This window comes from Bradyrhizobium sp. ISRA464 (genome assembly GCF_029910095.1).
Lineage (GTDB): Bacteria > Pseudomonadota > Alphaproteobacteria > Rhizobiales > Xanthobacteraceae > Bradyrhizobium.
In genome coordinates this window covers 6,574,713-6,597,720 of record NZ_CP094526.1, presented here as the reverse complement: position 1 = coordinate 6,597,720, position 23,008 = coordinate 6,574,713, and the positions used below count along the sequence as shown (strand labels likewise).

The 23,008-nt window shown below is 58.0% G+C and carries 15 protein-coding genes and 5 pseudogenes; 12 read left to right on the top strand and 8 right to left on the bottom strand.

The window, feature by feature from the left end; genetic code table 11:
• Positions 1 to 55: 55 nt before the first annotated feature.
• A pseudogene (locus tag MTX19_RS30760) lies at positions 56 to 448 on the top strand (transposase); the annotation flags it as partial.
• Positions 449 to 1,295: 847 nt separating this feature from the next.
• Positions 1,296 to 3,602: a xanthine dehydrogenase family protein molybdopterin-binding subunit gene (locus MTX19_RS30755; protein WP_280980632.1), complete on the top strand. Its 2,307-nt coding sequence runs from the start codon at positions 1,296 to 1,298 to the stop codon at positions 3,600 to 3,602.
• A 741-nt stretch (positions 3,603 to 4,343) separates the two neighbouring features.
• On the opposite strand, the pseudogene MTX19_RS30750 reads toward MTX19_RS30755, so the two are convergent.
• From MTX19_RS30750 to MTX19_RS30735, 4 genes and pseudogenes are all read right to left on the bottom strand, one after another.
• Positions 4,344 to 4,439, bottom strand: a pseudogene (locus tag MTX19_RS30750) (IS66 family transposase zinc-finger binding domain-containing protein); the annotation flags it as partial.
• 21 nt (positions 4,440 to 4,460) lie between these two features.
• Positions 4,461 to 4,756 (bottom strand): annotated as a pseudogene (gene tnpB, locus MTX19_RS30745) (IS66 family insertion sequence element accessory protein TnpB); the annotation flags it as partial.
• 150 nt (positions 4,757 to 4,906) lie between these two features.
• Positions 4,907 to 5,098, bottom strand: coding sequence for a hypothetical protein (locus tag MTX19_RS30740; RefSeq protein ID WP_280980631.1), 192 nt, complete (start codon positions 5,096 to 5,098; stop codon positions 4,907 to 4,909).
• Between the two features lie 378 nt (positions 5,099 to 5,476).
• Positions 5,477 to 5,650, bottom strand: coding sequence for a hypothetical protein (locus MTX19_RS30735; protein ID WP_280980630.1), 174 nt, complete (start codon positions 5,648 to 5,650; stop codon positions 5,477 to 5,479).
• Between the two features lie 236 nt (positions 5,651 to 5,886).
• Here MTX19_RS30735 and MTX19_RS30730 point away from each other — a divergent pair, with 236 nt between their 5' ends.
• The 4 genes from MTX19_RS30730 to MTX19_RS30715 all read left to right on the top strand — a co-directional run bounded on the left by MTX19_RS30730 (position 5,887) and on the right by MTX19_RS30715 (position 8,938).
• Positions 5,887 to 7,242 (top strand): MATE family efflux transporter, encoded by a 1,356-nt coding sequence (locus MTX19_RS30730; RefSeq protein WP_280980629.1) that lies wholly within the window; start codon positions 5,887 to 5,889, stop codon positions 7,240 to 7,242.
• Between the two features lie 312 nt (positions 7,243 to 7,554).
• On the top strand, positions 7,555 to 7,914 hold the full coding sequence (locus MTX19_RS30725; protein ID WP_280980628.1) for a transposase: 360 nt from the start codon (positions 7,555 to 7,557) through the stop codon (positions 7,912 to 7,914).
• Positions 7,806 to 8,183 carry a hypothetical protein gene (locus tag MTX19_RS30720; RefSeq protein WP_280985012.1) on the top strand — a complete coding sequence of 126 codons (378 nt, stop codon included), beginning with the start codon at positions 7,806 to 7,808 and terminating at the stop codon, positions 8,181 to 8,183. The genes MTX19_RS30725 and MTX19_RS30720 overlap by 109 nt, the downstream gene beginning before the upstream one ends.
• A 599-nt stretch (positions 8,184 to 8,782) precedes the next feature.
• Entirely contained in the window at positions 8,783 to 8,938 is a 156-nt protein-coding gene (locus MTX19_RS30715; protein ID WP_280980627.1) for a hypothetical protein, read from the top strand.
• 1,055 nt (positions 8,939 to 9,993) lie between these two features.
• Here the strand turns inward: MTX19_RS30715 and MTX19_RS30710 are convergent.
• On the bottom strand, positions 9,994 to 10,674 hold the full coding sequence (locus MTX19_RS30710) for a TetR/AcrR family transcriptional regulator (RefSeq protein WP_280980626.1): 681 nt from the start codon (positions 10,672 to 10,674) through the stop codon (positions 9,994 to 9,996).
• Positions 10,675 to 11,748: 1,074 nt separating this feature from the next.
• Positions 11,749 to 12,207 (bottom strand): aminotransferase class III-fold pyridoxal phosphate-dependent enzyme, encoded by a 459-nt coding sequence (locus tag MTX19_RS30705; protein ID WP_280980625.1) that lies wholly within the window; start codon positions 12,205 to 12,207, stop codon positions 11,749 to 11,751.
• Positions 12,208 to 12,855: 648 nt separating this feature from the next.
• On the opposite strand from MTX19_RS30705, the gene MTX19_RS30700 reads away from it, so the two are divergent.
• Positions 12,856 to 13,836 carry an alpha/beta hydrolase gene (locus MTX19_RS30700; RefSeq protein ID WP_280980624.1) on the top strand — a complete coding sequence of 327 codons (981 nt, stop codon included), beginning with the start codon at positions 12,856 to 12,858 and terminating at the stop codon, positions 13,834 to 13,836.
• 154 nt (positions 13,837 to 13,990) lie between these two features.
• Here the strand turns inward: MTX19_RS30700 and MTX19_RS30695 are convergent, their stop codons facing one another.
• Positions 13,991 to 14,491 (bottom strand): hypothetical protein, encoded by a 501-nt coding sequence (locus MTX19_RS30695; protein ID WP_280980623.1) that lies wholly within the window; start codon positions 14,489 to 14,491, stop codon positions 13,991 to 13,993.
• Positions 14,492 to 17,002: 2,511 nt separating this feature from the next.
• On the opposite strand from MTX19_RS30695, the gene MTX19_RS30690 reads away from it, so the two are divergent.
• Both MTX19_RS30690 and MTX19_RS30685 read left to right on the top strand, forming a co-directional pair.
• Positions 17,003 to 17,959, top strand: coding sequence for a MurR/RpiR family transcriptional regulator (locus MTX19_RS30690; RefSeq protein ID WP_280980622.1), 957 nt, complete (start codon positions 17,003 to 17,005; stop codon positions 17,957 to 17,959).
• A 59-nt stretch (positions 17,960 to 18,018) separates the two neighbouring features.
• Positions 18,019 to 18,493 (top strand): annotated as a pseudogene (locus MTX19_RS30685) (IS481 family transposase); the annotation flags it as partial.
• Positions 18,494 to 18,663: 170 nt separating this feature from the next.
• Here MTX19_RS30685 and MTX19_RS30680 read toward each other — a convergent pair.
• Positions 18,664 to 18,876, bottom strand: coding sequence for a transposase (locus tag MTX19_RS30680; protein ID WP_280984926.1), 213 nt, complete (start codon positions 18,874 to 18,876; stop codon positions 18,664 to 18,666).
• A gap of 26 nt (positions 18,877 to 18,902) precedes the next feature.
• On the opposite strand from MTX19_RS30680, the pseudogene MTX19_RS30675 reads away from it, so the two are divergent.
• The 3 genes and pseudogenes from MTX19_RS30675 to MTX19_RS30665 all read left to right on the top strand — a co-directional run.
• Positions 18,903 to 19,221 (top strand): annotated as a pseudogene (locus MTX19_RS30675) (integrase core domain-containing protein); the annotation flags it as partial.
• A 323-nt stretch (positions 19,222 to 19,544) separates the two neighbouring features.
• A complete protein-coding gene (locus tag MTX19_RS30670) occupies positions 19,545 to 20,870 on the top strand; it encodes an aminotransferase class III-fold pyridoxal phosphate-dependent enzyme (protein WP_280985617.1) in 1,326 nt (441 codons plus the stop codon).
• On the top strand, positions 20,867 to 22,999 hold the full coding sequence (locus MTX19_RS30665) for a hydantoinase/oxoprolinase family protein (protein ID WP_280985616.1): 2,133 nt from the start codon (positions 20,867 to 20,869) through the stop codon (positions 22,997 to 22,999). The genes MTX19_RS30670 and MTX19_RS30665 overlap by 4 nt, the downstream gene beginning before the upstream one ends.
• Positions 23,000 to 23,008: the final 9 nt, after the last annotated feature.

Sequence of the window (23,008 nt, the reverse complement as noted above, 5' to 3'; positions counted from 1 at the left end):
GATGGCGACGAATATGCTCTGATTTGGCGACGCCCTGCCTGGCGATCCCGAGACGCGTCATCGGCATCAGGAATTCCTGTCGTTCCTGCGCGCGATCGATAAAGCGGTTCCCATTGGACTGGATATCCACTGTATCATCGACAATTACGCGACCCACAATCACCCGAAGATCAAGGCCTGGCTCGCGATCAGACCTCGCTGGCAGATGCACTTCATTCCCAGCTACAGTTCTTGGCTTAACTAGGTGGAGCGCTTCTTTGCATTGATCACCGACAAGGCGATCCGCCGCGGCTCCTTCTCCAACGTTAAGCAACTCGTCCGGAAAATCGATCACTTCGTCTCGGCATACAACGCCACCTGCCAGCCATTCCGCTGGACGTCTACGGCAGACGCAATCCTCGAGAAGCTGCATCGACTTTGCTCACGAATTGCCGGGACAGCACACTAACGGCGCTAGTGTATCCTGATCTCTGGGCGATTCTACAATCTGTGTGCCTGGTTCCTACCAAAGCTTGTAGTTGTCTAAAAAACGGAAGCATACGACCATCAGTTGAGAAGCCTCTAGCTCTCAGAGCTGCCAAACGTCGGGAAGCACGCAGCATGCACACTCACCCAATTCGTTTCTAACGAAGAATCTCGATCGATGCGCTGACTCATCGCGTGCAGATCCAGCGGTTCGGCCAACCGCGACTCTCTCGTCTCGTGGAGCCGCATAATCGAATCTCCGACGTGATCGCCGAGCGCGCGGAGATAGAGAAGCAAGGGGCCCGTTTCGGCTAGCCGCTATGCATAAAACCATAGGAAACCAATAAGCTGTGCGGCATGCGGACCTTGCATCAGCGAAACTAAGCCGGCGCTTTTCCAGGAACCGAACTTGTTGGATCTCACTGAAATGCGTGGCGCGCTCTCGGAAACTTAAGCGGAGGTCCGACCTCGAATCCTTGTTCGAGCCCAGTCGACCCCGCGCTCCCATGAAGGGGGCGGTCTGTCCAATACATACTTGCTCATCGATGCCCGATCCGGCTCGCAGTAAACGGAACTCGCCGCAAGCGCTGTGCTCGCGTCTTTTCGGTGGATTGATGTCGAGCTCGTTATCGTCACCAAGGAAATTCGAAGGGAGGTAGAGGGCCTCGCCTCAAGCGGCCAGTTAATCCGTTTAGGCGGTACGCGTCAGCGTCGTCCGTAAGGGCTGCCAAACCGTTGAACGGCGCTCTGGTTTGAGCGCGACGAGTTATTTAGCGCTTATCCAAACGGCATTCTGTGGAACGCCGGGACATTCTTGCCTTCTCGAGACGATGACACGCCCTTATTCCATGAACGCACCAAGTGAGATAGGCGAGCCAATCGCCCGCCGCGAGGACCAGCGCTTCCTTACTGGACGCGGGCGCTATGCCAGCAACACAGCACCCGCCGACGCGCTTTCAGTGCTGTTCGTACGCTCGCCCCATGCTCATGCACTCATCGTCAGCATCCACAACGAGGCCGCCTTAAGAACGCCGGGGGTCATGGCAATCTATACCGCGGCGGATACTACTGCCGACAAACTCGGCCATCTCCCTGCCGTCAGCGAGATCAAGGATGCTGAGGGTAAGCGCCATCGCGAGCCATCGCATCCACCGATGCCGGAGGGCAAGGTGCGCCACGTCGGCGACATCGTGGCAATGATCGTCGCCGAAACGCTGAATCAGGCGCGAGACGCGGCCGAGCTGCTGGCTGTCGAATACCAGCAACTGCCCGTTGTTGTAACGGTGGCGCAGGCGCTCGCGCCTGGCGCGCCACTGCTGCACGACGAAGCGCCAGGCAATTTAATGTGCCGGTGGAGCAAGGGCGATGCGGCCGCGACCAAGGCGGCCATTGACAGCGCAGCGCATGTCTCGAAGCTTACCATCCGCTCGCCGCGCCAGATCGCGCACTATTTGGAACCGCGAGCGGCTTGGTCGGCTTACGACATGGGCCACGATCTCGTCACCGTTACTCTTTCCTCGCAGGGCGTGCACATTCCGCACCGACTCATGTGCGAGCACGTGCTCCACGTTCCGAAGGAGAAGCTTCGTCTGATTACTGAGGATGTTGGGGGCGGTTTCGGGCCAAAGTACCAGATCTATGCCGAAGTGGCGCTGATCGCGTGGGCGACGCGCAAGCTCGGAAGAGGCCTGCGCTGGGTCTGTGAGCGTTCCGAGCTAGCAGTCGCTGATATCCACGCGCGAGACCTTATCGCCTCGGCTGAGCTCGGCCTCGATGGCGAAGGCCACTTTCTCGCCGTGCGCGTGAAAGCCGATGCCAACGTAGGCGCCTATGTCTCGATGTTCGCGCCGACTACCCCCACGACCGGTCTTGCCAAAGTGATCTCTGGGCTCTACCGAATCCCGGCGATCCGTCTTGACTTCGACTGCGCCTTCACCAACACTGTTCCTGTTGACGCCATGCGCGGCGCTGGCAAACCGGAAGCACTGTTCCTGCTGGAAAGGCTGGTCGATATCGCCGCGCACGAGACGGGCCGGTCGCCTATCGAATTGCGCCGGCTCAATTTGCTGAATCTTGAGAAAATGCCGTATGCGTCGGCGAGCGGCTACACCTATGACGCAGCCGACTGTCGGCGGCTGTTTGAGACGGCGCTCGAGGCCGCCGACGAGCCGGCCTTCCCCATCCGCCGCGCCTCCAGCGAAGCTCGCGGTCTGCGACGGGGGCTTGGCGTCTCCTGCCACCTCCACGCGACAGGCGGGATCGCAGATGAACATGCCATCCTCCAGGTCGATGCCCGGCGCGTAGTCGCCAAAATCGGCACGCAAAGCCAGGGACAGGGACACGAGACCGTCTACGCGCAGATCCTGTCGGCGGCCCTCGGCATTCCGACGCACACGATCGAGATCCGGCAAGGCGACACGTGCGCCAACGCCCACGGCGGTGGTACCGGCGGTTCCTCGTCACTGATTATTACTGGCACTACGCTGAGGCGCGCGGCGGACGTCCTGATCCAACGCGGACGCGACCTCGCGGCCGAGTGGTTGGAGATAGCGACGCAGGACATCACGTTCCGCCTCGGCGCATTCGAGATCGTCGGAACCGACCGTAGCATAAGCTTGCTGGAGCTCGCAGCTTATGAGCCGTTCGAGGCAAGGGCGGTCTTCGCCGATAAAATCGAATCCTATCCTACCGGCGTCATGGTCTGCGAAGTCGAGATCGATCCCGAGATCGGCGTAACACGGATCGACCGTTTCACAGCGGTCGCTGATTGCGGAGTTATCGTGAATCCGCGCCTGCTCGCCGGTCAGATACACGGCGGCACAGTTCAAGGAATCGGCAATGCCCTGATGGAAGCAGCCATCTATGATGAGACTACAGGCCAGCTGCTCAGCCGCAACCTCATGGACTATGCACTTCCGCGCGCAGACGAGGTGCCGAATTTCCGCATCGAGACGATCAGCACGCCCTCGCCAAACAATTTTATGGGAATCAAGGGCGTTGGGGAGCTGCCGACCAACGGCGCGCCTGCTGCGGTCGGCAATGCCATTGTTGATGCGCTGCGCCCTCTCGGCGTGCTTCATCTTGACATGCCCATCACAGCCCAAAAGGTGTGGCGAGCGTTGAATCCGCGCAAATAAATGATCCGATCTGTGACCGTGACGTCAATGATCACCGGCACATACGACGGACGGCTGAGAAGGACACGGGCCAGGTCTTTCTCGAAGATGGACCTAGTAGCTCATGGCAAGTCTCCGCTGAAGTTAGAAGATGAGCAGCGGCCAATTGCGAGATACCTCGCTGCCTGATCGCATTTGATGGCCCGCCCGAACTTCGAATCCGGCTTCGGGTTTGGCAATGTCCGTGCGGCCGACGAACTGGACAGGTGCGGCGTAAGGAGCGTGCGTGCATCAGCTCATAGCGTAATGGTTAGGCTGGAGGGAGTCACCAGCGAGCTGGCAATCTGCTCTTCGCACAGGAATCAGACGTCCTCCTTCCGGCCGTGGCCGAACGCCTGATTGATGGCGACCTCGCTCCGCATCTCAACTGACAATATTTGCCGCGGGCGCAAACGGTCCAAAGACTGCCCTTTGCGAGGAGGTCCTCGGCTAGCGCGCTCGCGGGGCTCGTCCTATGCAACTCCGCGCGGTCATCCTCAGCTACTCCGAACGGCTGCAGGGACTTCGAAAGCCTGTTTTGGGATCGCCAAGCAGTTCTTTCGGGTCTCGTTGCAAAGCTCGATGCTTGAGAAGATCGTGAGAATAGCCGAAAAAGGATGACGTTTCCTACAGAGCCGCGGTATTGCACGTGAAGTTCGCACTGTTCTCGAGGCAGGAAACGAGAGGATGTTCTCCTAGCTAGTGTATAGATTGCACCTTCGGCTGGACCACGCCATCGGTGCAGCTGCGGCAGGCGTACTTGGGACGGATCGTCCACAGCACGCGCAGGATCGCGGGGATCACGTTCAACGCCTCGCTGTGTTTCACAGGCTTGGGTGTGACACGCGTCCACTCCAACCCGTCAAGCAGCATTGCGAGCTGCGTCGTACTTAGATGCAGCAAGCCGTCGCGGATCGGTGGCCAGGGTGGCCCTGGTGCAATCACTTCGTTACCAGCACCATGCCGCTGCCGTCCTACGCCAGGAGCTTCACTCTGTCCACGCGCTCGCTGCGGAACACGATGACGTCGCCGCAATACGGGTTCGCGCGCAGCGCTTCGCTCAGCAGCGCCGACAGCTTGCCCACCGACTTGGGAAAGTCGACCGGCTGTGCCGCCAGCACCACTTGAGGTCGGATCTCAGTGCAATCACCGGAGGCCCCGAAGCGCCGACGCACCGTCGAAAGCGTCGCCAGCTCCACGCCCGGCTCGATCTGGATGCGCCCCACTCAGCTCGATCTCGACCACCCCGCAGGTCTTGATCGGCGGCGCGCTGGTCTCCAAAGACCTCATCTGTGCCGACGCAATGCGCTCGTCGGCTGTGCCGCTGCTCCCGGCACCAACTTCGATTGGACAAAGCTCGGCACCTTGATGGCCATCGCCGCAACCTCGCGTCGCCACAACGTGTGCAGCCCGCGGGCGACGCCATCGCGCCGCGCTACATCGAAGATGTTCACGCCTTCCTCAAAGCTCTCCGCCACGATCGGGCCTTCTCCTCGCCCGCCCATCGCCGCCGCCGACGTTCGCCGGTAATCATCTCGACGCGACGACAGGTCCGTCTTCCTGCCTGGCATCAAGCATGGCATTTGCCATCGTTCCACTTCCCCTGATCCGCTCGTGCCAGGCTGTATCGAGCGCTAACCGAGGGATGGCTAGGTGGGGACCTCACGCCAGTTACTCCTAGCAGTTGAGAGCGCCCGCCAGCGGCGGCAGCCTGCCGCGGGCGCTTAACTCAAGTATATCTAATACCGGCTGTTGGGTCTGTGACATGTCGGACCTACGACACGTGCAGTTTGAGCAAATAACTGCGGCTTCATAGAGTTCTCGGAGTTGGCGCGAGCCTTGCAGAAGGACTACACTCAGCAAATGCTGCTTCGCTCAAGGAGTGCCAGATTGTCTAGTGGAATATCGCGTCTCAAGCTCACGCCAGTGCGCGTTTTGGTTTCAGGCGCTTGCAGCACCGTCTCTCCATTTTGCTGTGTGCTCACTTGCGAGTCGATCTCGTGATCAATCAGGGCTCGCACCGCATCCATTGCAAGATCCTGACGATCGAGCGTTTGATGTGCGGACCACTTGGCGCTCTTCTTCGAATTAACGCGCGAAAAGATGATCCGTTGACAGCAACGTTTTTGCGAAAAGCCACGGAAGTCATCTCAAATTGGGCAAGGGTGCGCTAGACCCAGAAAAATAACTGGGAGCGGCATAAATGTTGCGAAATGTAGTCGAAAGAAGGTCGCTGTGGAATTCGCGGCGCGAAGTGACGAGACGGATGGGCTATCAGTTCGTTGTCGAGCTCAAGAAGACCGCAAAGCTCGCGTGGCCGATGGCGTTGACTCAAGTTGGGCAGATCGTGATGACGGCAACTGATCTCGCCTTCATCGGGCACATCGGTACAGAGGCAGTCGCCGCGGCAGGACTCGCCGGCAGAGTCTATATTCTTGCCTTTACATTCGGTGCGGCATTCCTGGCGCCGATCGCGCCATTGGCGGCGCAGGCGTTTGGAGCGAACAATCTCGCTATGGTACGGAGCGCGATGCGCATTGGGCTTTGGGCAGCTATGATGCTATCATTCGTGATTATGGCGTTCGCGTTATGCGGAGAGCGAGCATTCCAAGCTTTCGGTCAGGCGCCCGATACTGCGCGTCTCGCTCAGATATATCTGTTCGGATTGGCTTGGGGCGCGCCGCCAGCGCTGGGCTTTGTAGCTATCCGCAGTTTCATGGGCGCGGTCAACCGGCCAGAGCCGATCTTTTGGATTACGCTCGCGGCCATTCCCATCAACACCTTGCTAGCCTATCTTATGATCTATGGAAGACTTGGCCTGCCGCGTCTTGAACTGCTCGGAGCGGCCCTTGCTACGACCTTCGTGAACTGTGCGACGTTCTCTGCTGGCTTATGGTTCGTCACAATGCGTAGACCTTTCCGTGACTATCACGTACTTGCGCAGTTTTGGCGCTTTGACTGGCCTCTGGCGCGGCAACTGATCGGGATCGGCGCTCCGAGCTCAATTGCCACGTTGATGGGCTTTGGAGCGGCCTTGGCTGGGGCGCTGCTGGTCGGTCTGATCGGTACCAGCGCACTCGCTGCTCATCAGATCGCGCTTCAGGTCACCATGATACTGTCTATGGTCCATTTGGGTGTTAGCACAGCCGCGGCCGTGCGGGTTGCTCAGGCGGTTGGCCGCAACAACTATGCCGGCATTAAGCGTGCAGGCTTGGCCGCGATCCTGCTCGGTATTGTGATTGCAGTGACGCTGACGATTCCGGTGATTGCCATGCGTGTTGAGATCGCCGCATTGTTCCTCGATGAATCAGCGGTCGACGCCCACACGACGATCGAAGTGGCTGCAAAACTACTCTTGATCGGGGGAACCGTTTCTGTTGCGGATGCCGTGCAACTTATCGGGGTAGGAAGCCTGCGCGGCCTGAAGGATACGCGGGTGCCGCTTTTGTTCGTTTGCATCGCTTATTTGCTGATTGGCTTCTCCCTAAGCTATCTCCTTGGTTTCAAGGCGGACCTTGGCGTCACCGGTATCTGGATTGGCTCATCAATTGGCACGACCATTTACGCGGTCCTTATCGTTCTGCGTTTCCACTTGCTGACAAGCAGCAGGCTTGCTAGTTAGGATCCATAGTTTACCGCATAGGCGGCTGTCACTTCACCGCTCGCTCGGCAAACGAGAATTTCCGTAGTGGGGGCAGCGATCCGTCCGGTACGCGAGACGATGCTCTCCTAGCTTTTTCGTTGTGGTCGCGTACGTCCTCCCAACGATTTTGCTGAGTGCAGTGATAGTCCCCTATCGTATCCGTCCGGTGAAGCTTTCAATTACCCACATTTGACGTCGGATTTGAGCGATGCTTCGCAGGCGAAATCTTGAATCGGCAGAATCTATTGTGATTCATTGTTGAGCACCTGATTCTGAGGCGCGGGGTGCTCGATGAACTTGGTGAAGGAACGCGCAGGGGCGCATGCTCAGCGATTGACGACGGCTATCGAGACGTGGCTTGATCGGGAAGCTGCGGGACGCGAGTTTAAGGATGAGCGGCTTGGCCGCCGTTTCTGCAAATTGCTCGCACAAATCGGGAGCGAGACGGGTCAAAGCATCCCGTTGGTTTGTCAGGACTGGGCCAACGCGAAGGCCGCCTATCGCTTCTTCTCCAATGGATGGGTCAACGAGGCGGATATTCTTTGCGGTCATTCGAGGCGACGCGCGGGCGCGTGGTGGCGACGGAAGGACCGATCCTCGTCCTCCATGACACAACGGAATTCAGCTTCAAGCGCGAGAAGCCGGATCTGAACGGCTTTACGGGCAAGACGGCAGGACGCACGCAGTGCGGCATCTTGATGCATTCGAGTCTCGCGGTGACGACCGAGGGGCTTCGGCTTGGACTGTCGTCAATCAAGTTCTGGACTCGCAAGAAGTTCAAGGGCAGGACGGCGCTGAAGCGAAAGATCAATCCGGCACGGGTGCCCATCGAGCAGAAGGAGAGCATCCGCTGGCTCGAGAAATCTACGGCGATCGACCGACCTTCTCGCTTCCCCTGGACGATGTGTTCACATTGGTGATCGCGAGAGCGACATCTATGCGCTGTTTTGCTGGCCGAGGAGGTTGGAACGCACTTCCTGGTGCGAACCAGTGTTGATCGGCTTGCCGGGGACGGCAATCATACAATTGCCGACGAAATGGACGAGGTTACGATCAAGGGTCTACATCGGATCACCGTTAGGAACGACAAAGGCGATCCAGACGACGCCGTTCTTGAGATCAGGTATCGCAAGATACGCGTCCTGCCGCCGATCGGAAAACAGACGAAATATCCCACACTCACTCTGACCGTGATCCATGCTCAAGAGCGGGGAAGGCCGAAGCGGCGAAAGAAGGTCGAGTGGAAGCTCCTCACCGATCTCCCGGTCCAATCGCGGGGCTGGAGGGCATCGACTAGCGGATGTTGCAACAGACCTAGCGACCGCAGGCGGCTGGCTGATCGCTGGGATTTGAATCGGCGGCACGATCAGCGGTTCGGACAGAGACCGCGTCTTGTGATTCTCTGGTCGGCGATGGGTGCCGATGATTCTCTTCCCGACGATGCGACCACGCTGCAGGCGATGCTGCGCGCGAGCGAGCGGCCCGGTCGGCAGCGGAAGCCGACGCCCACGCAGGCACCTTGCTGATCGAGAAGCTCAAACTCGCGATCAAGAAGCTCTGGCACGAGCAGTCCGGACAGTCCTCCGAGCGAATTGCATTGCTGGATCAGCTCGAGCTACAGCTCGCCGACCTTGGAGGAGAACGCGGCGTCCATCTGCAAACAGCGCTGCCTTGAACCGATATCGATATCGCTAAGGTAGGTTGCGAGTTGTGGAAGCAGTCGCTGCATCTCTTGGCTGGAGCGATCCATGCTATCACCCGGTGCGCCGGCGGCTCGGCCGACATGCTTAAACCAGGCGATACCGTACATTAGTGCCACGCTCGATTGCCGCGCGTAGCGAATAATGGAGATTCTTGCTCCCGGCAAGAGTAGGGGAGTCGCGCATGGCCCTGGAGGCGCGGTGCAAGCGGTTGGAACTAGATTCTTTGGATGCCTCTCGCATCTGCAGGGGGGTGACCTGACTGCGCCAGCTCAAGCGCCTATTTTGACCGCTCAAGGTTCCGCGCGCTGGCGCTTGTAGTCCTCTGTAAAAGATTGACGTTAACGTTCCGGCATTCGACACCTCCGAGCTCTCTGAGCCTACTAAAGGTGTCCACTCATTCGGAGGAGGTTCATCCGCCCTTCTCATCACTAGTATGCTGGCAAAAGTCGTCGCTACTTTTTGCGGCATCCGAATGCGGAGTGGAAGGCGTGCAATACCTTCCTAAGAACGCCGGTACAAATTTGCAGCCGTCGTCCGCCGCCGTATGTCATCTGTATTGCGCGATCTTTTTTCTGCAGTCTCAGGCATTCGGTAAACGCGCTCTCAGCGCAGGGCAGGTGCTGAGGTCGCGAGTTCAGCGCAAGAGGTGCAGCTATTCGGGGTCTTGCAGCTCCACCACTGTCCGCAGTGGTAAGGAAGCATCAACTATGCGAAGCACGGGCAGTGGCCTGTCATCTTTCTCAAGTTGTCCATATCGACAGAGGAGACGCACATGGGTGGCTGTTAGATCAGTCGACGTCCATTGTTGGGGACCACGGCGGCTATTGGTTTGCAGGCGGTTGCTGGTAGGCCGGCCCGAGCGCAGGTGCGCGGTCGAACGCTTACTTTAGCAAACAATGAGCCGTCATAGCTGAACCCTGCTATCCAGATAGGCTCCTCTCCCACAGTTCCCTATTGGTCGGGAGTGGCGTTTTGTCAAGCTAAATTGACCCTGCTCACCTATGAGCGATTCGTAAGCGAAATTCGGCTATTTGAGGCCGACGATCTTGCTGACCAATAGCCAATAGAAGTTGCCGATCTTCTCCGGGGAGTAGGGGCCGTCGGCACGGTACCAGCGAGTGACCGAGTCGCACATGTCGGTGATGATCAAGGCTCGCATCCGTGCTTCGCGCGGCTTGAGATTGCGGTCGATCTGTTGGAGTATATCCGTAACGGTGTCGATGTACTGCTTCGACAAGGAGCGCACTTGAGCAACGGCCTGCTTACTAACGTACCGTTCGCGTGCTGGGCCGAAAATGAACATGCTGAAGGCCTTGGTAGCTTGGGGGTCGTTGATTTCATTGCTGACGTGGCGCATCACAATGCCCTTCAACCGATGTGCTGGTAGGTCCAAGGGGTCGTCGGGTCCAATCACTTGGCTGCTGAAACTGTGCATCGCCCATTCGACGGCGGCATTCAGGATCGCTTCCTTCGAACTAAAATGACTGTAGATGCCCGGTGCCTTGATGCCGACGGCGTCGGCGAGGTCGCGCATTGTGGTTGACTCGAAGCCGTAAGCGCCGAACATGCGTATAGCCGCCTCCAGAATGCGTTCGCGGGTATCCGAGCGCAGGGCCCGGGCGCTTACAGAGCGGCGCTGACGCGGCTTTGGCAATGCGAGCGCATTTTGGCTTCGGCCGTTCCTGCGCCTCGCTGATTCTTTGTACATCCCGACAATCTCCTTCGCTTTGGCCGACGATAACCTAACATTGAGCAGCTTCCGATCCAAGTCGCATCCAGTTTAGTAGCGGAGCTCGACAAGACAGCGCTCGACCGCATAACCAACCCCGTTCAGAGCCCGAAGCGAAGTCGTACGTACTCTCTCACGTGACGATTGAGTTAGTCGCACGCTTCGCGGTCGACAAATTCATCGTGACGACACTAGCCGTCTCGCCAACCTCGTCCAGGCTGATCAGGATGCTGTTAGCGTGGCGCCCCGCTGCGATTATTGCGCCCAGAAGCCTTCTACGTCGCGCGGGGCGAGATGGCGACTATCCGGCAGGACGCGCGCCAAGCGGTCCCGCCATCACCTTGGCTGCACGTTGTTACAGAACGCTCCAGCTGCAGGTCTCTCCGGTCAGTTAATGCTATGGTCAGACGCCAGCAATTACTCCCTCGTGGTGACTGCCATAGCGTCATCCAGCGCCTTACCGAACCGGTCAAACAATTCATTAATTTCCTCCTTAGAGATGATTGGAGGCGGCGAGAAGGCGCATCGAGCGGAAGATCAGGCCATAGCGGCTTTCGCTGATCTCCTTCACAAGTTTCCCTAAGGCCACGGGGGCTTGGCTCGCACGCCACTAGCTCGATCGCCCCCAGAAGGCCGACGCCCGCGTCTGGCTGACCAAAGGGTGATCCGCGAAACCATGGATGCGTCTGGAAAACACCTGCGAAACGGCGCGAATGTGTGTGAGTAGCTGGCGCTTCTCGAATATCTCGAGAACCCTCAGCGCGACAGCGCATCCGACCGGGCGTCTGGAGCAGGTCGCGCCATGGGTGAGTATCCCGCCCGTCGCGGATTCAGCACCGGCTTTCATCGGGAATGACTATCGCCGCCAAGGTCTGATACGCCGAGGTCATCCCCTTGGCGAGGGTCATGGCCTCAGGGCTCATGCGGAACGTTTCGCAACCGAACATGCTGCCGTGCGACTGAAGCTGGTAATGACATTGTCGGCGATGAAGCTGATATCATGGCGCTTCAGCACGTCTTGGACAGCCGGATAGTAACCAGTCGGTGGAATAATCACGCCACCCCTCCAGTCGCCGGTTCGGTGATGAAGGCGGCGATCGTGTCGGACGCCCTCGCGTTCGATGAGGGCCTCAAGATTCCTGGCGAGGCGAGCAACGAAATCCTGCCCTGATTCGCTCGGTAGGGCGTATAAAAGTTCGGCTCGTCTGTATGGAGGAAGCCTGGCAGCGGCGGTCCGAATAAAGCATACGCCGTTGCGATACCGGTCATGCTCGTGGCAGCGAGAGTCGCGCCGTGGTAGCTATTCACCCGACTTATGATCTTCATCTTTGAAGGCTTGCCGCTCGCGGCATTCGCGAAGCGAGTGAACTTGGCCAAGAAATCATTTGCCTCCGACCCCGACAACGCGAAATAGATGCGCGCATCCTTGATCGGAACAAACGTACAGAGCCTGTCGGCGAGTTCAATGCTGCGAACTACCGATTTGTTTCCAGCGGTATGATAAAATGGCAACTCGCAGCTGCTCGACGGCCGCCTCGATAAGCTCGACGTCGCCAAATCCTAGCGAGGTGCACCGCATGCCCGCTAGAGCTTCCAGGAACGGTCGGCCGTTCTCGTCGTAAACCCAGACGCCCTTGCCGGCGGTGAACACGGTCGGTCCGGCGATTTCAAGGGAGGATAGAGGACCGTAGCCATACAGGAATGAGATGGGCGTCGCGCTGGGCGTTGGAATTTTGGGTCGCTGTTATCTCACGACCCTTCAAGTACGTAGCTTCACTCTATGAGCCTCAAATACATGCTCAGGCTATCTTAGCTAGTGTTCGTTCGTCTAGGAAGCTCACCTTAACGATCGTTCATTATGCGGGTTGATTTGCGTTCAAAATTGTGATCGTCTTAACTGGAGCTTGCAGGCACGAAGAAGGCAGCACTTGGTCGAAGATGATTGGTCTTTAACTTCCCACGGTCTTAATGCACGGCAGCTGGACCTAATGCGCAGTCGGCTTTGGCAGGCCGTGGCCGCACCTAGAATGCATTCGCCTTAATCATCACCAACAGGAACTCCACTTGTTGGCCGCAGACGCGTAGCGAAATTCGTGAGGTCCTCGATGCGCACAATGCGTCGTAGAGTATGTCCGATTGAAATAGGGAAGGACAAAAGAAGTGAAATCAAAGCAGGCAGATGGTCGGTCTGCTAATATCGTCCACAACGATAAGGATCATGCATTTGAACGCATGAAAGTCGAATTTCCGTCATGCAATGTGATGCTTCGAGGGCTATTGCTGGTTCCAGTCAAACGCGAGGGAACGTTGCCGGGCATCGTTATGGCGCCGGGAATGTCAGGCGTGAAGGAAGGCTCCATTTACAAATATGCCGAGTTCTTCGCGCGCGGTGGCTTCGTGGTTTTGGCCTACGACAACATTAATTTCGGCGAATCGGAAGGTGAGCCTCGGCAGGAAGCGGATCCCGTCTTGCAGCGCCGTGGCTATCGTGATGCTATCACCTTCTTATCATTGCGGCCGGAGGTCGATGGCGGTCGGATCGGAATCTGGGGCACAAGCTATTCCGGTGGTCACGTCCTAGAGGTCGCCGCGCATGATCGGCGGGTTAAATGCGTTGTTTCACAGAGTGGATTCTCAAGTGGCTTTCAGAACTTCTTGCGCCGTGTCCAGCCGCAACAGCGCAATGAAGTCCTGGCTGCCCAGGATGCTGACCGGGAGGCTCGGTTTCTTGGCCAGAAACCAGCGACCATAAAGGCGGTATCAGACGACCCGGCCGAACCATGTGCAATGCCAGGACAAGCCGCGTATAGCTACTTCATGGATCAGGCTAAGCAAGCGCCGAATTGGAAGAACGAGCTAACGCTGCGTTCTCTCGACCTGCTCCGTGGCTTGGAAAATGGAGCCTTCACGCCATACATCATGCCGACTCCGCTGCTCATGATATTGTCATTGGACGACGAACTGGTGCCGCCCGACCTCTCGCTTCGCGCCTACGAGGCTGCGCTTCAACCCAAAAAGCTTGTCCTGGTCCCAGGCAACCACTTCGTTCCCTATGCCGAGGAATTTGGCCTAACCAGCAATAGTGCGCGCGATTGGTTCACCCGTCACTTGATGGTCGGAGGATCGGTTGGACTCAACTGACAGCGAGAGGCAGCAAGCGGTGCAGGCACTTCGCTGGCCGCGCAGATGGTTGCCTGGCGTTGAAGTTCGGCTTCTGTATCGAAGCGTTCTTGGCGATTACTAGAACAAGCTGAGCGTAGGGCCGATCTTGGTACGCCATGCCTATGCGCCGAAGTCATCGGCGTGCTATTGCGCTTTTGCCATTCAGAACGTCGCGGCATCGATCGCGCGCACCGGGCGGTTCGTCGAGCAGTAGGATGCCCCGCTTGGAGACAATCGCGCGCCAGTGCCACGCGCTGTTGGTGGGGGTGGGAGCCACGAGCAATCCGGTTGCCGGGCCGTAGCAACTCCAAGGCTTCGAGCGCAAGATCGAGCCATTAACTGCGCGCCAGCATGTTCTCCAACGCGGCGGCTGTGCTGCAACGCCGACCATTTCGCGCAACAGATCGTACAAGGGAGTTTTCTCCTCGACGGCGCACAGGCTCATCATCTCGTCGCCCATCGGCGGTTCGCCCCGATGTCGTCCCTTTGCATCCTCAAATTCCGTGCCAGCACCGGATGTGATGTGCGATACCAGCGGCTGGCGGCGAAGGTGGACGCTTTTGAAGCCGGGGATCGCGAGTCCCGGGTCGTAGGTCCCCGTGCGGAAGGACCCAGTCTCGAACGCCGACAGCATCTAATCAACTGGGCCAAGGGAGAAATCGTTAGCGGCTCTGGCGGCTCATCGTGATGACGATCCCAGGTGCGATAGCGCCAAGGCACAATCTTTTCCAGCTCCATAAACCGGACATCGGGATGCTTTGCAATGGGCCGCAACTGTACCATCACCTCTTCAGGAGCAAAAAGCCAAGGATGAACCGGCCAATCTGACGACAACGAGGTGTCTTCTCGCAGCGTCTGTGGGATAACGGGCCAGTGTTCGCGCCACGATTTGAGCCTCGCTATTAACGCTGGCGCCTTCTTTGCATAGCCGCCACCACAGACGATGGCGTGACGATGCGCTATGTCGAAGGCGGCAACCGCGCCGATAGACCGGAGCAGCGAAGGCGCTTGCGTTGTGCCCGCGCGCACAGGCGGCGCTGGTTGCGCAAAGGTTGATCGCCTAGCTCGTTCGCAGGGGTTTCCGTCTCGCGTTCTGGAATCTGGGTCGACGTCCGTCTTTGCGACCTGCCGCAGATCGAGGGGGCGACGGGCCGCTTTCTGCTTCAGAGCATGATGTCCGTTGCCGAGCTGGAAGCCGGCATGATTTTCGACGCGGACCAAGGCCGCGCTGGCGGCGGTGAAAGCTCGCGGCGAGAAACTCGGCGGCTTTCGTGGTCGAGCTGGAACGGCCGCGGATCTCGCGAGGGCCTGCGCCGCGCTCATCGGCTGCCGACGCTCAAGCCGAAGCCCCGGCGCCGGCTCTCGCCCGTCTTGACCCACGAGACATGCATCTTTGCGCACTATGCTCGTGGATGCTGTGCTCAGATTCGAGCGGTCCCTCCGTTCCCGCACTCGCGGTTCACGATGAGCTGGAGGGTAAGACCATTGCCGCCTTGGTTTTCCTCGCGGCGCTACGGTGCTGAAGGTTGGTTCGCGATCTCTCCCTTACCGGATGGGCGATGAGAGTGATCGTGATGCCTCGCTGATCATTGCAGTGGTCGCGCGCTTGAATGCTCCTTAGGCCACCGAATGGTCCGATTGTGAACTCCAAAACCGGCAGGGCGCGGCCGTGTCAACACCGAACCGCAATGGTCTTCCCATCCAGCTCGAATTCCACGATAAGATTGCTGGTCCAAGCGGGGCTATTGTGAAGGAAATTCGTAAAGGGGAGGGTTTTCAGTGAAGATTGAATGAGCACGCGATTTTCAGGGCCGGTGAATGTTTTTCATGACCGAAGGTTATTCGGCATAACTTAGCGGCTGCCTCGTCCGCCGTCATGTCACTACGGAGCAGAATGCCCGCAGCGATAGCTCGTTACCGATATACTCCTTCCGCAGTAGTGCGCTGATGCTCGCGCCACACTCCTGATGGTCGCCGTGATAGGGATTGACGATTTCTATTGCCCGCCGCCGGCATCACAGATTGCTTTCAGCGTTCGCCCAAGGCCTCCGAGCGATTCGCGTACCGGCTCGACGATCGGCGCGAACCCTTTTTCGGCGAGGGCCGGTCAGAACCGTGTCGATGATCTCGTTGGGGCGCCCTTCGTTGTTGAGCTAATTCTGGCCCCCGGATCGCGATGCCCTTCGGGTCAATGCTCTCGTGTTCGGCCGCATCGAAGACGACGATAGACTCCTTCATTGCCACGACCGGCTCTGCCTCTCGTCCGATCAGAAAATTCAGCACGTTGCTCGCAACTTTTGCTCATGCGACTTGCACACGTGCCACAAGCTGGCGTTGCCGCCCCTCGTGCGTCGTATTGTCCACAACGGTTTTGGTCACATAGGCTATTCTTGGATTAAATGTCCCTAAGCCCTTTCGAGAATGTCGGCCACCGAATTTCGCTCAGTGTCCGCGGCGTGCTGCCAGAATGCAGCGCGCCTTCAGCGTAGTAGGTCGTCGAATGAGAATCCCACCGATGAATCATGGATTACCACCGTAAAGCCGCCGCCTCATGTGAAACCCATTGTGGGGGGATATCGGCCGATTAGCTCGTGGGCGAAAATCACGTTGGCAGCGTGAACCTGCAAGACACTCTATCCGGGCTCCTCGTGATCAGAGAGGAGAGCAGCCCAAGAAGGATGAGCCGGGAAAGCTCGGACGCGCTCGCGGCCCTTCGACCTCCGCACTCCCCTGAAGTAGAACAAGTGATAAAGCGCCTGTAAACGTCATGTGCGATGGGAACGACAATGGACTGGTGCTGATTTCAAATCGTCAAATCAGTCCTGCGTCCCGAAGTTGTAGGCCGGATACTTAACTGTTGCCGATTTGATGGATTTTTCAGTCGCGGGACCGCGCGTGGTGCTTCCCGATTCTCGATCGCATGTGCACGCGGTAGATGGCACCGCCAAATCCGCCGGATGCCGATCACATCACCTCGGAGATAGCAAACGATCTCTGGCGTTATCGTGGCGGCTCGCCTAAAAGCTGAATATGGAAGCGTCTGCCAAAGCCGATTGTGCCACTTTCGTGACAGCGTCTGGCTGGCGCGCTCCGGCAAGTTTTTTTGGTTTTGGTATTGTACCCAATACGAGGATCGGAGATGCGCATGAGTTCGGCTGATCTGGTCGAAGAGATTAAGGAGATATGCACCGAACTGTCCGGGCAGGCGGTGGACGCAGCTCACTACCTAATCAATAATCCGGATGAAGTCGCCTTTCAGACGATGCGCGAAATCTCTCGACGCGCAAACGTTCCTCCCGTGAGTCTCGTGCGGCTGGCACAACGACTGGGATTGGCCGGCTATAGCGAACTGCGACAGCGCTTCATCGATATGATGCGAGATCGTCAGCAGAGAGATCGCCTTTCGATCACTCGCAACCAGCAGAGCGCTTCGGCACTCATTCGCAAGATGGGTGAAGGTATCGGATTGGAGGACTTCGTCGATTCATTCTTTGCTGCTGAGCTGGATGTCGTAAGACAGGCTCGTGCGCACTTATCGGAAGAAAAGCTGAGAGAAGCGGTCGAGCTTCTGGCGAACGCGCCAAAGGTCTTTGTATTTGGTAGGAGAAGCGCATTTACTCCGGCCTATACGCTAGCTTACAGCTTGCGAAAAGCGAGGCCAAACGTCATTCTGTTAGACGGCCCGGGAGGGGCGCCTGAGGGCGTTTTGGAAGACCTCTTGCCAAGCGACGCATTTGTGGCGGTGACCTTCGCGCCTTTCAATCGATTGGTTCACCGGTTGACGGAGAAAGCGTCGCTATCGGGCGCTCGTATCGTAGCAATCACCGACAGCTATGCTGCGCCTGTCGCCGAATTCGCCAGGCGTCTACATTTTGTGGCGCAAACATCTGGACAAGCCTTTCCGGAGTCGGCGCTTGGGGCCATTGCTGTGGCCCAACTCCTGGCGGCTTTGACGATTAGCCGCCTTGGTGAGCCTGCGCAGACTAGGATCCGCGAGAACGAGCAATTCTTAGTTGGATCTGGTGAATATATCCTGTCTGGCAATGCTGCCAAACGGCGCCCTGCGCGAACTGCGGCCTCCCAAAAGCGCTCAAAGCGGTAGGTGTGTAGTCCCAGACTTTGATGGTGCGCATCCTTATCGCACGATTCGAAGAAAGCGCTCTGGGAGAAGTTTTACACGGCTGCGCCGCCACGAGGGAGGCAGTCTGTCGAGCAATACAAAATAGTCAAGAGAGCCTGAAGAGCACTCGCCAGGCGCTACGGGATCAATCAGAAGACTGTCGCGAAATGGAAGCAGCGCGAGACCGTCGCCGATCGTTCGACTGGCCCCAAGAAAGCCAAGTAAAACAGTCCTTTCCATCGAGAAGGCGATCATCGTCGCTTCCGGCGGCATACGCTGCTGCCGCTCGACGATTGCCTCTATGCCCTGCAGCCGACCATCCCGCATCCGACGCGGTCATTCCTGCATCGCTGTCCGTAGCGCGCCACGGCATCAGCCATTGCCGGAGGTTGAAGGCGGCAAGCCTTCGAAGAAAAAGTTCAAGGCTTATCCGATCGGTTATTCCCACATCGATATCGCCGAGCTTCAGACCGCCGAAGGCAGCTCTACTTCCCCGTTGCAATCGATCGCACATCCCACGAAAGCCGGGCCGGTAAATGGGCCAGGCCAGGATGGCGATGGCGGAGCCAATCCAGAAAGCGCCGTGCGCCCAAGAGAACGCCATCGCGGGACCTTTGCTCAAGGGCCTCGTACCCTGCTCAGATAGTCAGAAAAGGAGCGCAAAAGTGGAGCGTCCGGATCATCGACTACCACAGACGCCACCTCACCCCGCAACTCGAGTGCCGCTCGCGACCATGTCGTTCCGCCCGAGCATCACGGCGCCAGGCAAACAGCTGCGACGGGTGAATGCCAATCCGGCGAGCGATCGCCGAGACGCTCGCGCCAGGCTCCAGCGCCTCCGTCACGACTTGGGCCTTAAACTCGTCCGACCAGCGATTCGGACGGCCCGACGGCAAGATACACGATGCATATGTTCCATATGCGATGCCAAGAAAACAGGATCGAACATCGGCTGACCAGATCAAGCATCCCTGGCCAATGGCCAGTTCGAGCGCATGAACCGCACGATCAAGGAATCGACTGTCCAACGCTACCATGACGATCGACACGATCAGCTCGAAGCTCACCTTGCCGTCGTCGTCACCGCCTGCAATTACGCCCGGCGGCTGAAGACCCTGAAGGGTCTCACGCCCTACGAATACATCTGCAAATGCTGGACTTCCCAGCCAGAACGATTCAAACTCAATCCGCTCCAGCAAATGCAGGGACTAAACACCTGCTTGGCCACTTCTGAAAATCCGTAGTCATGGTTGCGGTCCGGCGGTAGCCGCTGCTCGATGGCATTAGCGCCAGCAGGTCCCGGAATCCTTGTGTGTCGAGCCCGACTTTTCGGCCGAACGAGGAAGAGAACGCTCACAAAAGCTGAGACTCGCGCTTCGACGGCGAGAGCAGTCACGGCCCTCGCTGATGAAGCTGCGGTCCCGGAAGTCGCATCCCAATGCGATTTGGATCAATTGATCCAATTGACATATGATGGGATCATGTGGTTACACTCCAGTCTGATTGATCGGAGATAGTAATGACGGCGCCGGGTCGGGGGCATAAGAGCAGTGCAGCGAGCGCTACGGTGAAATCGCGGTCCGAGGCCGCCTACCTGCGCGAGGCGAAGGTCGTTCCGGGGGGGTCGATGCGGGCGGCTTCATGGTTTAGGCCTCATCCCCCGTATGCCGCTCGCGGCGAGGGGTGCTGGGTAGTTGATATTGATGGGCGGCGCATATTGGATTGCGCCAACAACTTCTTCTCTCTTGTTCACGGCCACGTATTTCCGCCGGTGATCGATGCGGTGCGCGATGCGATGACCAAGGGAACGGCGTTCGGTATGCCTACCGAGAGCGAGATCCTGCTTGCGGAGGCGCTCGCTGCTCGGAATCCAAGGATGGAGCAGACCCGCTTCTGCAATTCTGGAACTGAGGCGGTGCTTGCTGCAGTCAAGGCAGCGCGGGGCATCACGGCTAGGGAAAGAATCGCCAAGTTTGAGGGCTGCTATCACGGCGCCTACGACTGGATCGAGGTGAGCCTGGATCCAACGCCCGCCGCTTGGAGCGACAAGAGCGGAAATCCCGCTTCGGTGCGAAACAGCGCCGGCACGCCGGAATCGGTGCTCCGCGAGACAGTTGTGCTACCTTATGATGATCCCCAGCGCTGCGCTGACATTCTTCAACGTGAGGGGCCTTCGCTCGCCGCAGTTGTTCTCGATCCTCACGCCGCCCGCGCCGGAATGGTGCCTGTGTCGAAAGAAACCGCCGCCGTCGTGCAAGACGCCTGCCGCCGAGATGGCATTCTTCTGATCTGCGACGAGGTCATCAGTTTTCGTCTTTCATATGAAGGTGCTTCTCCGCTTTTCGATCTTGAGCCCGATCTAGTAACGACGGCCAAGATCATTGGTGGAGGGCTTCCCATTGGTGCGGTTTCCGGTCCGTCCGATCGGATGTCGGTCTTCAACCATGCAAATGGCAAGCCAAAAGTCTCAATGGGAGGCACCTTCAGTGCCAATCCGCTGAGTATGGCAGCGGGGCTCGAATCGCTTTCCCACTATTCACGGCCGGCCATCGAAAGACTGAACGGATTTGGTTGCAAGCTTCGAAATAGAGTCCGCGAAGGTTTCTCCGCGGCTGGCATCGAGGCCAGTCTCACGGGCATGGGTTCTCTGTTTCGGCTTCATCTAGGCTCGACCAATATCACCGGGTACAGGACTGCCTACGCCGCTCCTGAGAAGGCGGAGCTAATCCGTCGAATCCATCTGGCGATACTTGACGAGGGCATCCTGTTGACACCCAACTGCTCCGGCGCGCTATCCACTCCTATGACGGAAGCCGAAGTCTCCCTTCTCGCGGACAAGCTCATCGCTGTGGTTGCGAAGGAGTTAGCCGATACAAGTGCGCTTCCGGGATGACAGCGCTCGATCACCTGATCTGCAACGAAAATGGGGCTGATGGATCGTCAATGCTAGTTGCGCCTTATCGAGTTGGAGTTGATGTCGGTGGCACATTTACCGATTTGGTGCTTGTCGATGCTCGGGGCGAGGTCCGGGCGTTCAAGTCTCCATCCGTACCAGCCAATCCCACCAAAGGTGTCCTCGCCGCCGTTGAACTGGCCGCGCAATATCTGAAGGGCAGTCCCAAAACCTTCCTCACCAACACCAACTTGTTCGTTCATGGCTCAACAATTGCCACCAACACGCTGCTCGAAAAAAAAGGTTCCAAGGTTGGATTGTTGGTCACGGAAGGTTTTCGCGACTCGTTGGAAATTCGTCGTTCAATCCGAGAGAATATTTGGGACCATCGTCGACCATTCCCACAAGTTTTAGTCCCTCGTTATCTGAGGTTGCCGATAAGGGAACGGATGGAAGCCGATGGAAGTGTCCGGATTGCATTCGATCCCGCTTCGCTCGCGACGGCGGCGCGTGTCTTTGATGAAGAGGGAGTCGAGGCGGTCGCAATCTGCTTTTTGCATTCCTACATGAATCCGGCCCACGAGCAGGCAGCAAAGTACGAGTTGAAAAAGCTCCTACCGAAGGTGTGGATCACCGCCTCTTCCGAAGTTGCGCCAACGATCGGTGAATATGAACGGACCTCGACCACGGTCGTCAATGCGTACGTGGCTCCTCGGGTCGTTCCTTATCTGAATAGCTTGGCGGATCGGCTTGGTGAGCTGGGGCTGCCCCGAAAGCTCTTGATGATCCAGTCGAACGGCGGTGCAATTTCGGTCGATGAGATTGGGCATCTTCCGGCGAGTCTAGTTCTATCGGGGCCTGCAGCCGGGGTTGGCTCGCTGAAGTTCTTTGGCCATGACACTGGGTCGGACAATTTGATCTCGATCGAGGTTGGCGGCACGAGTTGCGATGTCACGCTAATGCAGAACGGCGGCGTCAGTATGACAGATCAAATCGTGGTCGACGGTTACCATCTCAATATTCCCGCGGTTGACATCCATACCGTAGGTGCGGGAGGTGGCACCATTGCTTCGGTAGACGCCGCCGGCCTGCTTAAGGCAGGCCCCGAAGGTGCTGGCTCGATCCCAGGCCCTGCCTGCTACGGTGGCGGCGGCGAACGCCCCACGATAACTGACGCGCAATTGGTTTTGGGTCGCCTCAAGCCTGGCCCCTATGCTGGGGGGGCAATTGCATTGAACTTGGATAGCGCAGTTAGAGCTATTAACGACTACGTCGCGCGACCACTTGGGCTTAGTGTCGAGGATGCGGCTGCCGGCATCATTCAGTTAGTTGAGCAGAACATCCTCCACGCCGTGGAGCGAGCCTCTCTCGAAAAAGGCTTCAATCCAAGAACGTTTACGCTCGTTGCGGCGGGGGGGGCGGGACCTTTGCACGGTGTTGCCACGGCCCGCCTGCTTGGCAGCAAGAGCCTGTATATTCCGCGTCTGGCAGGCGTATTCTGCGCCTTTGGCATGTGCAACTCGGATCTCCGGCATGACCACGTACGGAGTTGGTTGCAAGACCTTGACAGCCGAACGACATGCAGCACCGAGATACTTGAAGGCGCTTTTAGGGAGATGCATGAGGCTGCAGGCAAACTCCTTGCCCGAGAGGGGTTCGAGGGCGACAAAGCCGTCCTGCAGCGCGCCTATGACCTTCGATATTTTGGTCAGCAATGGACAGTTGCGGTTGAATGTTCCTCGACGGATCCGACAGCCATACGTGCAGCATTCGAGAAGGTCTTTGAGCGGCTGTTTGGCTATGTCCAGACCGCTGGGTCTATCGAGGTTGTTAATCTGCGGCTTGCAGCAATTGGCAAACTGGACGCATTGAAGGTAGCTCCAGTGCCGTCCACTGTATCAGACCCGCTGCCACATTCACGTCGACGAGTGTGGATCGGTAGGGAGACGGGGTTCGCTGATATCCCCATCTATGACGGCACTAAACTTACGCCACGTCAACAAATGGTGGGCCCCGCAGTCGTCGAAGAGGCCACCACTACGATTTTTATAGGTCTTGGTGATCGGCTTACGATAACCGATGCAGGCAACTATCATGTGCGGCTTGCTCATGCCGAGGAAGTGGCGTGAGAACGCACT

Coding starts and splice junctions, on each gene's coding strand:
- MTX19_RS30755 (WP_280980632.1), top strand. CDS start 1,296: ATGACACGCCCTTATTCCATGAACGCACCAAGTGAGATAGGCGAGCCA.
- MTX19_RS30735 (WP_280980630.1), bottom strand. CDS start 5,650: ATGGATGCGGTGCGAGCCCTGATTGATCACGAGATCGACTCGCAAGTG.
- MTX19_RS30730 (WP_280980629.1), top strand. CDS start 5,887: ATGGGCTATCAGTTCGTTGTCGAGCTCAAGAAGACCGCAAAGCTCGCG.
- MTX19_RS30725 (WP_280980628.1), top strand. CDS start 7,555: ATGAACTTGGTGAAGGAACGCGCAGGGGCGCATGCTCAGCGATTGACG.
- MTX19_RS30710 (WP_280980626.1), bottom strand. CDS start 10,674: ATGTACAAAGAATCAGCGAGGCGCAGGAACGGCCGAAGCCAAAATGCG.
- MTX19_RS30695 (WP_280980623.1), bottom strand. CDS start 14,491: ATGCTGTCGGCGTTCGAGACTGGGTCCTTCCGCACGGGGACCTACGAC.
- MTX19_RS30690 (WP_280980622.1), top strand. CDS start 17,003: ATGAGTTCGGCTGATCTGGTCGAAGAGATTAAGGAGATATGCACCGAA.
- MTX19_RS30665 (WP_280985616.1), top strand. CDS start 20,867: ATGACAGCGCTCGATCACCTGATCTGCAACGAAAATGGGGCTGATGGA.